Genomic DNA, 15,180 nt, shown 5'->3' on the forward strand with positions numbered 1-15,180 from the left:
TCCAACATGGTGTTTGGTAGATGCTAGTACTAAGAGTTGCTCCGGGACAACCCCGGTAGCATTCCTTTGTATCACTTAAACTGATTTACCCAAGATAATGGAGTGAGGGATATGAGCAGTATTGACAATTCAAAAAAGCTAACTTACAAAGACTCCGGCGTTGATATCCATGCGGGGTATGAGACGGTACGTAGGATCAAGGTCCATGCTAAATCAACCTATGGTCCTGAAGTGCTGAATGACCTTGGCTCCTTTGGTGGTCTGTTTGCCTTTGACCAAGGCAAGTTTGAGGAGCCTGTATTGGTATCAGGTACCGATGGGGTGGGTACAAAGCTTAAGATTGCTTTTCTCATGGACAAACATGATACCGTGGGTCTTGATCTTGTAGCCTATTGTGTCAATGACATTATTTGCCATGGGGCCAAGCCGTTGTTTTTTCTCGACTATCTGGCGGTGGGCAAGCTAGCCACCGATACCGCTGAACAGATCGTCGCTGGCATTGCCGCGGGATGCCGAAAAGCAGGTTGTGCTCTCATCGGTGGGGAGACTGCGGAGATGCCCGGCTTCTATGCCCCAGGGGAATATGATCTGGCCGGGTTTGCCGTAGGTGTAGTGGATAAGAGTAAGATTATCGATGGCAGTACTGCCGAGCCTGGGGATGTACTTGTTGGCATCGGCTCTACGGGACTACAGTCCAGTGGTTTTTCCTTGGTGCGCAAAGCCCTACTAGAAAAGTTCACCGTGGATACCTTCGTACCGGAGTTCGGCAGGAGTTTGGGTGAGGAACTTCTAGAGCCCACAGGTATTTATGCTAAGCAAATAAATAAGCTAGTGGAGAAATACCCGATTAAGGGTATTGCCAATATTAGTGGGGGTGGGCTTCCGGAAAATCTGCCCAGAAGCTTGGCCGATGGGTGTGGGGTGCTCATCAAGAAGGGAAGCTGGCCTGTGTTGCCTGTATTTGATCTGCTACAGCGGGAAGGTAATATCGATGAGGATGAGATGTATAACACCTTCAACATGGGTATTGCTATGGTTTTAGTTGTTTCCGGGGAGGACGTGGACTCAGTACAACAGGATCTGAAAAAGATGGGCGAGCAGAGCTTTGTCATTGGAGAGGTTGTCCGGGGTGAGAAAACAGTTGCATTCGCCAGATAATGGAAGGATGAAGTGCATTGCTTAACTTAGGCATCCTTGCCTCGGGCCGGGGCAGCAACCTGCAAGCCATTATTGATGCCATTGAAACTAGCCAGTTACAAGCGCAGGTTAGCGTAGTGATTAGTGATCGGACCGATGCCTTGGCCTTAGAGCGGGCAGAGAAACACGGAGTTGCCACCGAGGTCATCCTCAGGGAAGACTATCCGGACAAGCAGTCTTTTGAAGAAGCATTGTATAAGTGTCTGGTGGCTCATAAGGTTGAACTTGTAGTCTTAGCGGGGTATATGCGGTTAGTGTCGGGCTGGTTTTTGGATAGATTCAAATGGCGGGTGATTAACATTCATCCTTCCCTACTTCCATCCTTTCCGGGGCTAAATGCGCAAAGACAGGCCCTTGAATATGGAGTGCGGGTCTCGGGGTGCACAGTTCACTTCGTGGATGAGGGGATGGATTCTGGCCCGATTATCCTGCAGCGGACGGTACCTGTTTTTGACGATGATACGGAGGAGACCCTTTCTACCCGCATCCTTGAACAAGAGCATATTGCCTATCCGCAGGCAATCCAATTATATGCACAAGGAAGTTTGAACATCGAAGGCAGACGGGTGCGGATCCTAGAGGATCAGGACTCCCACTAAAGATACACCTACAAAAGGAGGGAACCGCGGTCATTCGCGGGAGTTAGATGATTAAGATTAGACGAGCTTTGTTAAGCGTCTCAGATAAGACGGGACTTGCGGAGTTTGGAAGTTCACTGAGCAGACTAGGTGTTGAGCTAATCTCCACCGGTGGTACTCACAAAACACTACAAGATGCTGGTGTTAATGTGGCATACGTCTCAGAGGTAACTGGCTTTCCCGAGATCCTGGAAGGACGGGTGAAGTCGCTACACCCTAAGATCCACGCGGGAATCTTGGCCCGCAGGGACAAAGAAGAGCATCTAAAACAGTTGGATGAGCTAGGCATTGGAACCATTGATCTTGTGGTGGTCAATCTCTATCCCTTTGAAGCGACGGTGGCCAAACCCGATGTAACCATGGAAGAAGCCATTGAGAACATCGATATTGGGGGGCCAACCCTCATCCGGGCCGCCGCAAAAAATCACGCGGGGGTTGCTGTTGTGGTCGACCCTAGCGACTACGCCAAGATCATCCAGCTGCTAAAAACCGAAGGAGGACTAACCGACGAGTTTTGCAGGGATCTAGCGCTGAAGGCCTTTAGGCACACGGCCCGCTATGATGCACTGATCGCCAGATTCTTAGGGCAGGATGCAGCGTTTCCTGAGACCTTGACCCTTCCTTGGGATAAGGTGGCAGACCTGCGTTATGGTGAGAACCCCCACCAGAAAGCGGCATTCTATCAAGAACCGGGTCATGGACCATATACCCTAGCTGCGGCAAAACAGCTTCATGGGAAAGAGCTGTCCTTTAACAATATCAATGACACCAATGGGGCCTTGGAATTACTGAAGGAGTTCACAAATCCCACGGTGGTGGCCAGCAAACATACAAATCCCTGTGGGGTAGCCTCGGCAGATGATTTGGCCACAGCTTTTCGGTTAGCCTACGAAGGTGATCCGGTGTCCATTTTCGGTGGGATTATTGCTGTTAATCGGGTGGTGGATGCCGAAACGGCAAAGCAGATGAGTGAGATCTTCTTAGAAGTTGTCGTCGCCCCAGGCTTCACGGCAGAAGCTTTAGAGATCCTCACCGTGAAGCCCAATATTCGCCTGCTACAAATTGAGGGATTAGACGAAGCCTGTGGAGCTAAGCAGAAACCTTGGTGGGACTACAAACGGGTGGCCGGGGGGCTTTTGGTACAGGCAGTGGACCTTGGAGATTTGGACCCGGACAAACTACAGGTTGTTACTAAAGTGACACCAACCCCACAACAGCTTGAGTCTATGTTATTCGGTTGGAAGGTAGTAAAACATGTAAAGTCCAATGCGATTGTCCTCGCCTCAGGCACACGGACGGTGGGGGTAGGGGCCGGGCAGATGAACCGAATCACCGCTGCAGAGCTTGCCATTGCGGGGGCCACAGATAAAGCCCAAGGCGGTGTGATTGCTTCCGATGCCTTTTTCCCCTTTGATGATGTGGTAAAGGCCGTGGCTAAGGCGGGCGTCAAAGCGATCATCCAGCCCGGTGGTTCGGTGCGGGATCAGGATTCCATTGATGCGGCTAACGAGCACGGTATTGCGATGGTCTTTACAGGAGTTAGGCATTTTAAGCACTAATACTGGTGGGAGTGACGGTAATTGAAGGTATTGGTAATCGGCAGTGGTGGCAGGGAGCACGCCTTAGTCTGGGCTATGTCCAAAAGCCCTAAGGTCAAGACGATTTACTGTTACCCTGGAAATGCCGGAATCGCACATCTAGCAGAGTGTCCAAAACTACCGTCAAGCAAGGTAGGCTCCATTGCTGATTGGGCGCAGGCTGAGCAGATTGACTTGACCGTTGTGGGACCGGAAGCTTACCTAGCCCAGGGGATCGTGGATGAGTTCGAAGGACGAGGGCTACGCATCTTCGGACCAAGTAAGAGAGCTGCCCAACTGGAATCAAGCAAGGTCTTTGCTAAAGAGCTCATGAGAAAATACGGTATTCCCACCGCGGATTACCGGGTTTTTTCGGATCTAGAAAAGGCCTTGGATTATGTAACAAGCGCCACCCTGCCTATTGTAATCAAGGCCGATGGTTTAGCTGCTGGAAAGGGTGTAATTGTTGCTGCTACCCGGGAGGTTGCCCAAGGGGCCCTGCTGGATTTGATGGCGGATAAGGTTTTTGGCCAGGCGGGAGAGCAGGTGGTCATTGAGGAGTTCCTTCAAGGGGAAGAGGCTAGTCTCCTAGCCTTTACCGATGGTAAGACCATTATTCCCATGGTTTCTGCCCAGGACCATAAGCAGATCTATGAGGGGGGACAAGGTCCCAATACTGGGGGCATGGGGGCCTACTCCCCAACACCGGTACTGAACGAGGCCTTGATCCAAGAAGTCTACAACCAGATCCTAGTGCCTACGGTGGCGGGCCTAAGGAAAGAAGGGATCCTTTATAAAGGAGTTATCTATGCTGGCCTGATGGTCCATCAAGGAAAGGCCAAGGTGGTGGAGTTTAATTGCCGCTTCGGGGATCCCGAGGCCCAGGTGGTGCTGACGAGATTGCTTACGGATCTAGTTGATGTGATGGATGCGGTAATCGATGAGTGCCTAGAGGAGATTGAGCTTCGCTGGGATCAGCGGGCTGCGGTTTGTGTTATTCTCGCTTCTGGAGGCTATCCGGGCGAGTATCGGAAGGGATATCCCATCAGTGGACTTGCCGATGTTGAAGGAATGCAGGATGTATATGTGTTCCACAGCGGTACTAGGTTTGAAGATGAAGACATGGTCACCGATGGGGGGCGGGTCCTCGGGGTAACGGCTTTGGATTTGGATGTGTCTGAGGCGATCAAAAGGACTTACGCCGCGGTGGAGCAGATCCAGTTTAAGGACGCGTATTACCGCAAAGACATTGCTAGTCGTGCTTTGGAATCTTTGGATTAACATTGATTGTACGGTAGTTTTCGTAGATAACAAAGCCTGGCCGTGCACCACTTGGTTTTCTGACGTATTTCACGAAGGTATAGTCCACGGGGATGTTTTGCCCTTGGCGGGCCTTACTAAAGTACGCGGCGATTTGGGCGGCATATACGAGCACATGTTCCGGGATCTCCGTCAGATCACCCATTTTACGCTCCGCGCGGATGATCACATGGGATCCTGGAATTTGCTTGGTATGGAGCCAAATATCATGGGGACGGGCCAGCTTTAAAGTTAGCTGGTCATTCTCCTTATTGTTCCGACCCACCTGGATGAGGACGCTATCTGGTCCCCGGAAGATGAGGGGTTGGGATCTTTTTCCCTCACGGCTCTTCTGGGAGGGTGTGGCAATGTATCCTTGCTCCATCAACTCGGCCTTAATTCGCTCAAGATCCTCCACTGTCTCTCCAAGTTCAATGTGGGTTTGTACCGTTAGCAGGTAATCTATCTCCTCGCGAACACTCTCTAGGTGTTCCTCGGTGATCTTTCTTCCCCTTTTCGCCTTTTGGTACATGCGGAAGTATTGTTCGGCCATGGCCGCCGGAGTAAACTTTGGATCCAATTCAATGGCGACTTCCCTTTGATTTGGATCATAATAGTCTGTGACTTTAATTATTGTTTGTCCCCGTTTGACTAGATGCAAATTGGCGGTAAGTAGTTCCCCTAGTTTACGAAACTCATCGGCATTTTCTGCCCGGGCTAAGGCATCGTTTAGATCAACTACTTTTCGCTGGCAATTTTTCAACTGGTTGGAGATTACCGACATCAACTGGGTTTGTAGCTGGGCGCATCTTCTTAGGTCTGCTTTTATCCGGAAATAGTCACTAACTAAGGCACTTGGACTCGTGTATGACTTCTTTGTTGTATGGGCTAGATGGTGAATTCGTGTTGCCGCGATGTCCAGTGGCTTTCCATCTTGATCCATAATCATTGTGGGGGAGAAGTGGCCCCCCGCTATTGCTTTTCCGAAAGATTCCAGCTCCTGGTGCAACCGCGTAATCATCGATTCATCAAGGGTATGGGCCGGAAGACTGGGACTAATCTCGCTCCGATAAAGAATTTCGGCGATAAGTAAGGGACTCAACCCCAATAATCCTTGCAGGAGCGCGTTATCAATTTGTTTGGAGCTATCTAAGCTGCTAGTTAGCTCCTGCTTACTTAATGGATAAAAAGGTCTTCTCTTTGCGGCTGGTGGTTGAATATATCGCAGGCCCGGTAGTACCTGCCGGTACCGGCTCATTCGCTCGGTTACGGGCTTTAAGACTGCCAAGATCTCCCTGGTCCTTGTATCGACCGCAATGAGGTTGCTGTGACGTCCCATGATCTCCGCCACCAGATCGATGGTTCCTTCTTCTGTCTCGACGCGCAGATGAAAAAGACGATCCCAATCTGGTTGCTTTGTGTCCACTATCTGCCCACCGATAAGTATTTTGCGAAGGGCAAGGCCAAAGGCATAGATCGACTGTTCAAAGGGCTGTTGGACCAGATGGAGGCGTGCATCAGTTGGTTCTGTGGAGAACAATAGCTGATACTCCTCATCGGGTCGCCGCAGGCCAAGGACCACCGTTGTCGGATCCGGTTGATAGATCCTGGCAATGCGCGCTCCTAAAATTGAAGGTGTAATCTCATGGCTAATTGCTGCTAGCATAACTCCATCAAAGGGCATAGGGATCCTTCCTTGTAGATCAATTATACTATCTAGAATAACATATTTTGCGAAACGCAACTAATGGAAAGCGAAAAAACGCGGATGCCTCAGGGGAGCATAACGCGCTACGGGGGCGGTAGAAACCGCCCCCGTAGCCATTGGTTCGGAGATTAGTAGGGTGTAAGTTGCCAGTCACTAAAGACGGCTTTTCCGGTTTTGGTTGCCGCATGGGATGTTGAAGCTGGGCCGACCAACACCTTTTCTGGTAGGTCGATATCCACAGTACCCAACGTGACCCAGACTTTCCCGTCGAAGGACATTTGGCCTGTGACAGTGAATTCCCTGCGGATTAATTTCAAGTACACCGGCTCTCCATTAGTCCAAGAGACGCTCTTGACCTGGGTGGCATAGTCGCCTACCCCTTGCCGTTCTTGCATTACCAGACCATTCTTACCCGTACCTAGCACAGTGACGTTGGCTGATTCTGCGGTGGCCTCACTACGCAGCATGATACCTGATTTGGACCAGGGATCTGTATCCGGCGCGGAGTGGAGGCACAGGACTGCTTCGAAATCGCCTGCAACTTCCTGGTAGACAAATCCGAAGCCATCTCTGTATGACCAGATGTCGGCTCCTGCGGCCTCAATGACGAGCTTACCATCCTTTTGCACCACGGCTGACCCAGGTATTGCGGTGTTAAGGTCTTGACTTATCCAGTCTTGACCTTGCCATTTCACTTCCCTGCGCACAGGTCCCTGGGCAGTTGATGCAAGGGTGCGATTCATGGCGGCGATGGCCTCAGACCAAGTAGGACCAACAGGTGCGCCTTGATCGAAGATCTTTGTATACGCATCTTTAAAGGCCCTTTCACTGACCATCGGATCTGAGTAAATTACCTCTGGATGGGCGTAGGCCCCTGCGTCAGTGAAGACAAAAGTATTAATGTCATACACATCCATGTTTAGCACCCGCATGAGATCTAGGTACTCCGGTGCCACATCACGATGGGCCGGTGCTAAGGCCAGGTACTTGGCCTTGATTTCATTGGCCATTGGACCAGCGAGGAACTTCAACAGGGCGTATGCTTCTTCGGGATGCTTTGTATTCTTGTTGATCCCGTATCCGTCGTTGGTAGCTAAGGTGGAGCGCTCCCCTGAGGGACCAATGGGCATGGGGAACAGGTTCCACTCAAAGGAGACCTTTGGTCGCCCGTCCTTTTGTAGCCCGAGGAAGCTAACTAGGCTCCAGGACCCATCTTCCATAATGGCGGCTTGGCTTTGGAGCCAGCTTGTTGGGGCATTGGGCGGTGCCATTACTTGGGATTCCCAACGAAGACCCTGCAGGAATTCTAAAGCCTCGATTGCTTGGGGATTATCCAGGGTACTTACTGTTTTCTCCTCGTTCCCATAAAAGTCTGTACCAGCGGCCTTCATCCAATAATGAATTCGATCAGTTGCGGTCATCCATTTGGTGAATCCCCACACATCGGTGACTCCATCACCGTCAATATCTTGGGTTAGTTTCTTGGCAATTGCTTCAAAATCTTCCCAGTCCATTGTGCTTTGATCGGCCCGCGGCTCGGGATTATGGATCCCATGAGCAGCGAACATATCCGCATTGTAGTACATGGCGATGGTTCCTAAGTACTGGGGAAGCCCGAATAGCTGTTCTTGATGCTTGAACGCCTCAAACTGTGGTGGCCAATAGCATTGCTCTACTTCCTCGTAAATGCCATCCTTTTCTAGTAATGGTTTTAGGTCGACGAACCCGCCTTGCCTCCCTAAGTTGATAAAGGCATGTCCCATCCCATTGACGATATCCGGTCCCTTTCCGCCGATGATCATTACCGTCATTTGCTCCATACTTCCTGTCCGGAAGACTAGATCAACATAAGGGTACTCCTTCTGGAATTCCTGGGTTAGGATCTCCGTCCATGGGGTGGTCCCATAGTCTTGTACTACGTTCACATTGGGATTACGTCCTGCTGTAAGGACGACTTCAAGGGTAATCCGTTCTTGCTCTGCATTTATGTGCGTAGGTAAGAGGATTACCGATAGCATACATACAAAGACTAACCAGCGACGAATACCTCTAAAATGCATAATGACTACTCCTCCTTTAGATTGATAGACCCCAACCAGGGAAGGCTCTCCAGGTTTGCGATACTGCTTTTGATGACAACCCTCCTTCATATTCGACTGCAACCTGATCTGTCCCAGGCGTTTATATTCCTGTGTTCTGTAACTGATCTGTTCTAAGTGGCGGCGATTGTATAACAAAGAGTTTGTGCACCAAAACAATTGGCTGGGCTGTACGACGATGCTCTCGCGGTTTGATGGGCGTTGTTCAGCTTGACATTCATAAAGAATTTATTAATCGATGATTACATAAACATACTTCGCCAAAGGTTCACGTTTTCCTGCAGTAATCGAAAGTTAATTGGTTCGAAAAAGAAGGCAGACGAACTAATCGAAGTGATGTGGCTGGTCATGTCATGATTGGTGAGGTTATCAAGTACGGGGATATGTGGGAGCCAAAGACTGGCTGCGTTGAGTAAGTGTGGTACATGATAAACTGTGGTAGCATAGAAAATCAAGAACATGCACGTGTGGCAGCATAGCCCAAGCTACATAGGATGGAGTTTTGGGAAGCAAAGCATCCGGTTCTAGATGGTTCTAGGGTCTCTTCTATTTCCAAAAACAGATGAGGCGATACGGCATGGTAGCGATGAGAAGTTCAGCAGGAATATAGGGGTTTCATAGCCAACGTAGATAATGAAACGGAAATTTCTTCGTGCGACGCGGAGGTGGTGGTTTTTCGGCTATGGAGTTGCGGACAGATGCATACCACGCCACCAAAGAAAAGGCTGCTTTAGAAATATGTGGAGGCGGTTTTGACTATACACGATGTTCAAAGAACAGTCGTTTAGGGCCTGGGGCGTATTTTTTCGATGACATTGACCGTGCGATCCGGTATACTAAGAATGCAAGCCACTTACGCGACCATCGGTGTTCGGTGCTCTCGTGTGTGATCCGTTGTTCGCCGGAACATTTACTGGACTTGACCAAAATAGCACAGCGGAACGAACTAAAAAGAGTCGTGGCTGTTATAGTCAAGAAAACACCTGAATTGAACAATAAACAAGCGGAATCGGTAGCGGTGCAGATGGTTTCAGAATCGCAAGGGGTTGGAGTGGTCAAAATGATCATGCCCTCAGGATGGAACAGGATATAATAAACTAGGGTATATGAACGATGAGTATTTGATTTACTGTGTGAAGAGACCGGGATTTATTTTCGACGTTCGTGTGGCGAGATGTCACTCCGAGCTTGAGGGAGCGTAAAGGTATCAAGTTAAAAGGTGGAGGTGGGGAGAAGTGTTAACCCGTGAAATTGCTGATCGGTTGATCGAGCAATTTGAAAACATGTCAGAGGCGGATAGAGATGCTCTATTTGAGAGGGCCGGAGTACGATTTTTGGCCGATGACATCCAGGATCTCGTAGAGGAATATGAGCAAGAAGTCTGCTACTACAACCGCCTTTCTTCGTACCGGTTTGATTTTGCTGATGGGTTGAGTGCAAAAGGTATTTTTTTTACTGGTGTTGATGCCGCATGACGGGTCTAGATAAGATTAAGCGCGTGTTTGAATTCCGGTCCTATACAATTGAACAACTAGAGCTTTCGATAGACCCGGAGAGAATGTTTCGTAAGGACGAGGAAATTGAGCTTAGGACGTTTTTGGGGAGATCACAAGTCCTAAGCGGCAGCGGGGATACGGGTGTTGTCCGTCTCTTCTGTCGAATCCAATCGGATTTTCAAGATGAAGATACTCCTACGCTTTTGCTCAGCTTGACACTTCAAGGTCTTTTTGGATTTAATGACGAAGAGGAACTGCCTGTAGAGGTCAAAAAGGAATTGCTCGACAGGAACGCTGTTAGTGTACTGTTTCCTTATCTGCGCTCGACTATCAGCAGCGTCACACAGGCTGCAGGCATTCAGCCAATTGTTTTGCCTATCATCAATCCCGCTACAATAGATGAAGTTAGCCATAGTCCAACCGACAGTGTACAATCTGCTTCGGACAGCGAATAGGTGGATGCGGTTTCGCCGGGTACAGGCCCCGGAATCTTCTGGGGCTTCTTCTACGTTCAAAAGTAGATGCTTTTGGTCCAGGTACATACCCGATCTGACTTTGCTGGGGTCTTGGATTGGGTACTTGCCATCCTTGCCTCATGGAAGTAGGACTGGTAAAATAGGATGAGGAACTGGCTTTGATCTTAGGCTAGACCGAATGAGAATGGGGTGGCTAGATTGAAGAAGAAGTTACTGATTGGCATACTGGTGGTTTTGGTCCTTTTTACCTATATAACTCCCCTTAGTGCAAGGATAGATAGCATTGAGGAATATGTAAAGACAATCCTGGACACCTATACACTTTGGTTAGTCCATCTTGGTATAGATAACCTAGAGGTTGCCTCAGGCCAATTGGAGCAGGCTACCTCCAGTTACCCCGATGGCGCCCATCAGCACTTGCTCCTAGCCACGTCATACCTTGGTCAGGGCAAGGCGAAAGACGCGATCTCAGCCTACCAAAAGGTTGTAGATATGGGTCCTGAGTATTACTGGGTAAAGGCTCTTATTGGTGAGGTTTATTTGAAGCAGGAAGACTACGATCAGGCTGAAGAACTTTTCCTTGAAGTGATCGCAGAGGATGAGAACTCGGCCCTTGCCCTAAAGGGTTTGGGTCTTTGCAGCCAGCATCGGCAGGAAGATGAAACTGCGATGGAGTATTACGAGCGGAGCTTGGAGATTGCTCCCAATGCTCCCGAAGTATATCTGGAATTGGCGTTGTTGAAAATCAAGGCGAATGAGCAGGAAGAAGCTCTGACGATTCTAGAGACCGGCAGGCTTTTCAATCTTGATGATCCTCGGATTCATTACTATCTTGGTATGCTGTATGAGGAAAAGGGAGATTTAGAGGCTGCTTCCCATGAGTATTACCGGGCGGTGCAGTTAGATCCCCAAAACGATCCAGCGGCAAAGCGCCTTGAGAATATGCCCAATTAAGGGTTGCTTAGGACGACCCGTCGGTTCCCATGGAACTGACGGGTCTTTTTTATGGCCCCAGTGAATATTGATTAACTTGAGGTTAGTTTTATCTTGTCCTGGGGAGTTGTGCTATGACGGATAAATGGTATCAGGGTTCTATAGGCGAGGTACTGCAAAAGCTTGATACAGACGCGGGGCGGGGACTGAGCCAGAAAAAAGCCGATGAACGGCTGGCCAAGCATGGTCCTAATCACCTGCGGCAATTGAAGAAGATATCGCCCCTTGGTCTTTTCTTGTCCCAGTTTCAGGATTTCATGGTGGTTATTCTCCTATGTGCCATGCTCATATCTATTCTCCTCGATGAAATGGCCGATGCGTGGGCGATTATCGCCATTGTACTTCTAAACGGATTTCTGGGCTTCATCCAAGAATACCGGGCAGAGAGATCCCTGGAGGCACTGCGCAGACTAACTGCACCTCGCACCAAGGTGTTCCGGGACGGCTCCGTGCAGCAGATACCCGCGGAACTATTGGTACCCGGAGATATTATTCTCCTAAACAGTGGCGACCGGATACCGGCCGACTGTCGTCTGGTTGAGTCTTTTTCCCTGTATACCGATGAGTCTGCTTTAACCGGGGAATCCCTCCCCATATCCAAGGACTACCAATGGATTGGAACGGGGGAGACGCCCTTAGGTGATCGCAAAAACAGTCTCTATATGGGTACTGTGGTGACCGCTGGTCGGGGTGTGGCGGTGGTTACCGAAACAGGCATGTCAAGTGAAGTAGGAAGGATTGCTGCTATGCTGCAGGATGCTGGTCGGCTTGCGACACCGTTGGAGGTAAGACTTGCTCAGTTGGGACGTTGGTTAGTTGCCGCTTGCCTTCTTCTTGTGGTAGTGGTATTTGCCAGTGGGGTTTGGCGGGGTATACCGGTACTAGAGATGTTTATGATTGCCGTAAGTCTGGCTGTGGCCGCCATTCCCGAGGGACTTCCTGCTGTGGTGACCATTGCCCTGGCCTTAGGGGTACAAAGGATGAGTCGCCGGGCCGCGATTATCCGCAGATTACCTGCGGTGGAAACCTTAGGCTGTACCGACATCATCTGTTCAGATAAGACCGGAACCCTTACGGAAAACAGAATGCAGGTGCAACGTCTTTGGATTGGAGGAGCAGTTCACAAAGGGCAAGGACTGCTAGACCTTGGCATACCCCAGGAGGGCACCGACCTATTCTGGGCATTGCGTGTTTGCGGTTTGTGCAATAGTGCGAATATAGAACACAGGGCATCCTTTACCGGTGGGTTAGTTGTGCAAGGGGATCCCACCGAAGCGGCTCTGGTCCAGTTGTCTCATCTCTTGACTAAAGAGGTGGATAAACATCACCGGGAATACCTTCTCCTAGGTGAGCTGCCCTTTAGCTCGGAGCGGAAACGCATGACGGTACTCTATAGTCTTAAAGGCGAAGGGGTGGGCCTAACCAAGGGCGCCTGGGAGGTTATTTTAGCCCGTAGCCGATACATTCATTGGGGAAGGGAGCGGATCCCCCTAACGGCGCTAAGCAGGCAAAGGATTTCCGAAATTGCCGAGGAAATGGCCCGGGATGCCCTGCGGGTAATGGCCTTAGCCTACAAGAAGGCAGATGGGTTAAAGGATATAGAAGAGGGTCTAACCTTTGTAGGACTTGTTGGACTTTATGATCCCCCCCGGCGCGAGGTAAAAGCAGCGATTAGAAAGGCGGAACAAGCGGGGATACGGACGATTATGGTTACCGGCGACCACAAGACCACGGCTACGGCCATTGGAGTTGAGTTAGGTCTCGTCCAAAAGACAGCATCGGTGCTGACTGGTCATGAGTTGGATCGGCTCACGGATCGAGAGTTGATTATGCACCTTCAGCACGTAAGTGTATTTAGCCGTGTGTCACCGGAACACAAACTGCGGATTGTGCGCTGTCTAAAATCCATGGGGCATATTGTGGCTATGACCGGTGATGGGGTGAACGATGCTCCCGCGGTTGCCGAGGCAGATGTGGGTATTGCCATGGGTCAAGGAGGGACCGACGTGACTAAGGAAGCATCGGACATGGTGCTTGCTGATGATAACTACGCCACAATCATCCATGCTATTGAAGAAGGACGGGGAGTCTACACTAACATAAGAAAGTTTGTCGGGTACCTACTTACCTGTAATGTTGGTGAAGTCCTCACGATGCTGGTGGCAACCTTGTTGAAACTGCCCTTACCCTTAGTTGCAGTGCAGATCCTGTGGATGAACTTAGTGACCGACGGACTCCCCGCGGTGGCTTTGGGTATGGATCCACCTGGGGAAGACGTAATGAGAAAAAAACCCCGGCGGATCAATGAACACATCCTATCGGGTGGTATGGCCCGGAGGATCTTCGGTCGGGGTAGTCTCCTTGGGCTATCCACCGTTGGGGTCTTTGCCATTGGCCTATGGCTTTATCCGGGGAATATGGCCCGCGCCCGTAGTCTGGCCTTCTGTACCATTGTGTTGGCCCAGTTGCTCCACGCCTTTGAATGTAGTACCTATGGTGCTGGTCCCCGGGGTATCGTGGCTAATCCGTTGTTGGTTAGTGCGGTAAGTGTGAGTATCCTTATGCAGTTTGCCGTAGTCTATGTTCCCCTGCTGCGTAACTTGTTCCGTACCGTGGTGCTCTCACCCATGGACTGGGGGCTGATTCTACTGTTCGCCGGTTGGCCGTTGGTTCTTAACTGGACACTGAGGTTGCTGCGAAACCTTGCTTCCCCAAGGGTTAGCTGGCTACGTACTTGAGTTTGCTGCTAGGTTTACATTTTATCACCTTTATAGTAGAATATTGATGAAATCGAGGGGATTATTTTGGCGCTCTTCAGTATGACAGGCTACGGCAATGTTGATACTGCCGATGCCAAGGTACAAGTGCGCATGGTAAATCATCGCTATCTGGATATTGTTGTAAAGATGCCCAGTTATCTCCTGTGTTTGGAGGAACGGGTTAAACAAACGGTGCGAGAATTTGTCCAGCGCGGTCGTGTCGAGATTGATATAGAGATCAAGGGAACAGCTCAAATCTCAAAGAATGTGTTGGTGGATTTGGCTTTGTGCCGCAGCTATGCCGCGGCTGCAAACCAGATTTGTGAACAGATAGGCGCCACCGGTGTCCTTGATATCAATACGTTATTGGGTCTGCCAGAGGTGTTCAGATTTGAGGAGAGTTTCTGTCCAGAACAGGCTTGGGATGTGATCCAAAAGCCCCTGACCGAGGCAATGGCCCAAGGGGTTCTTATGCGCTCCCGGGAAGGAGAGCGCTTAGTTATTGATCTCCAAGGTCATCTAGATATGATTCAGAAAATATTGGAAAGTATCAAGGGCGCAACGCAAAATCTAACGGAGCAATATCGTAGCAAATTACAGACTAGGATTGGGGAATTGCTCGGCCCTAAACTGCCCGATGATCTGATGCAGCGACTGGCCGCTGAGGTGGTCTTTTTAGCAGAACGCGCTGATATTAGTGAGGAGATAGCGCGGATCGAAAGCCACTTAAGCCAGTTTAGGCACAGTATGGACAAGGAGAGAGTGCAGGGTACCAAATTGGATTTTTTGGCCCAAGAGTTGCTTAGAGAGTTTAATACCATTGGAGCAAAGGCAACAGACTCGCATATAACGGGACTGGTGGTCGAAGCAAAGACGGTAGTGGGCAAAATAAGAGAACAGGTACAGAATGTAGAATAACTGTATATTCCTTTGCTAAG

12 protein-coding genes are annotated in these 15,180 nt (G+C 49.9%); 10 read left to right on the plus strand and 2 right to left on the minus strand.

Translation table 11 applies throughout. The features are described 5' to 3' along the window. Positions 1–111: 111 nt before the first annotated feature. From purM to purD, 4 genes are read left to right on the plus strand one after another with little or no spacing between them, the layout of a single operon-like run. A complete protein-coding gene (gene purM, locus M0Q40_01945; protein ID MCK9221384.1) occupies positions 112–1,158 on the plus strand; it encodes a phosphoribosylformylglycinamidine cyclo-ligase in 1,047 nt (348 codons plus the stop codon). A 17-nt stretch (positions 1,159–1,175) separates the two neighbouring features. Continuing rightward, complete coding sequence (gene purN, locus M0Q40_01950) at positions 1,176–1,796, plus strand: phosphoribosylglycinamide formyltransferase (protein ID MCK9221385.1); 621 nt, start codon at positions 1,176–1,178, stop codon at positions 1,794–1,796. A 47-nt stretch (positions 1,797–1,843) separates the two neighbouring features. Then, positions 1,844–3,394, plus strand: coding sequence for a bifunctional phosphoribosylaminoimidazolecarboxamide formyltransferase/IMP cyclohydrolase (gene purH, locus M0Q40_01955; GenBank protein ID MCK9221386.1), 1,551 nt, complete (start codon positions 1,844–1,846; stop codon positions 3,392–3,394). Between the two features lie 21 nt (positions 3,395–3,415). After that, the gene (gene purD, locus M0Q40_01960; GenBank protein MCK9221387.1) at positions 3,416–4,693 is read left to right on the plus strand and encodes a phosphoribosylamine--glycine ligase; all 1,278 of its coding nucleotides are present in this window, start codon (positions 3,416–3,418) and stop codon (positions 4,691–4,693) included. Here purD and M0Q40_01965 read toward each other — a convergent pair. Further along, on the minus strand, positions 4,665–6,395 hold the full coding sequence (locus M0Q40_01965; protein MCK9221388.1) for an NFACT family protein: 1,731 nt from the start codon (positions 6,393–6,395) through the stop codon (positions 4,665–4,667). The two genes, purD and M0Q40_01965, sit on opposite strands and share 29 nt — an antisense overlap. 152 nt (positions 6,396–6,547) lie before the next feature. Next, complete coding sequence (locus tag M0Q40_01970) at positions 6,548–8,479, minus strand: extracellular solute-binding protein (GenBank protein ID MCK9221389.1); 1,932 nt, start codon at positions 8,477–8,479, stop codon at positions 6,548–6,550. Positions 8,480–9,200: 721 nt separating this feature from the next. Here M0Q40_01970 and M0Q40_01975 point away from each other — a divergent pair. The 6 genes from M0Q40_01975 (at position 9,201) to M0Q40_02000 (ending at position 15,160) form a co-directional block, all read left to right on the plus strand. Beyond that, a complete protein-coding gene (locus M0Q40_01975; protein MCK9221390.1) occupies positions 9,201–9,611 on the plus strand; it encodes a hypothetical protein in 411 nt (136 codons plus the stop codon). A gap of 142 nt (positions 9,612–9,753) precedes the next feature. Then, positions 9,754–9,993, plus strand: coding sequence for a hypothetical protein (locus M0Q40_01980; GenBank protein MCK9221391.1), 240 nt, complete (start codon positions 9,754–9,756; stop codon positions 9,991–9,993). Beyond that, complete coding sequence (locus tag M0Q40_01985) at positions 9,990–10,469, plus strand: protein-export chaperone SecB (GenBank protein ID MCK9221392.1); 480 nt, start codon at positions 9,990–9,992, stop codon at positions 10,467–10,469. The genes M0Q40_01980 and M0Q40_01985 overlap by 4 nt, the downstream gene beginning before the upstream one ends. Positions 10,470–10,688: 219 nt before the next feature. Further along, a complete protein-coding gene (locus M0Q40_01990; GenBank protein ID MCK9221393.1) occupies positions 10,689–11,444 on the plus strand; it encodes a tetratricopeptide repeat protein in 756 nt (251 codons plus the stop codon). A gap of 113 nt (positions 11,445–11,557) precedes the next feature. Then, the gene (locus M0Q40_01995) at positions 11,558–14,221 is read left to right on the plus strand and encodes a cation-translocating P-type ATPase (protein MCK9221394.1); all 2,664 of its coding nucleotides are present in this window, start codon (positions 11,558–11,560) and stop codon (positions 14,219–14,221) included. Positions 14,222–14,287: 66 nt separating this feature from the next. Beyond that, complete coding sequence (locus M0Q40_02000; protein MCK9221395.1) at positions 14,288–15,160, plus strand: YicC family protein; 873 nt, start codon at positions 14,288–14,290, stop codon at positions 15,158–15,160. Positions 15,161–15,180: the final 20 nt, after the last annotated feature.

Source organism: Limnochordia bacterium, from assembly GCA_023230925.1.
GTDB lineage: Bacteria > Bacillota > Limnochordia > DUMW01 > DUMW01 > JALNWK01.

Coding starts and splice junctions, on each gene's coding strand:
- purM (MCK9221384.1), top strand. CDS start 112: ATGAGCAGTATTGACAATTCAAAAAAGCTAACTTACAAAGACTCCGGC.
- purH (MCK9221386.1), top strand. CDS start 1,844: ATGATTAAGATTAGACGAGCTTTGTTAAGCGTCTCAGATAAGACGGGA.
- M0Q40_01965 (MCK9221388.1), bottom strand. CDS start 6,395: ATGCCCTTTGATGGAGTTATGCTAGCAGCAATTAGCCATGAGATTACA.
- M0Q40_01970 (MCK9221389.1), bottom strand. CDS start 8,479: ATGCATTTTAGAGGTATTCGTCGCTGGTTAGTCTTTGTATGTATGCTA.
- M0Q40_01975 (MCK9221390.1), top strand. CDS start 9,201: ATGGAGTTGCGGACAGATGCATACCACGCCACCAAAGAAAAGGCTGCT.
- M0Q40_01985 (MCK9221392.1), top strand. CDS start 9,990: ATGACGGGTCTAGATAAGATTAAGCGCGTGTTTGAATTCCGGTCCTAT.
- M0Q40_01995 (MCK9221394.1), top strand. CDS start 11,558: ATGACGGATAAATGGTATCAGGGTTCTATAGGCGAGGTACTGCAAAAG.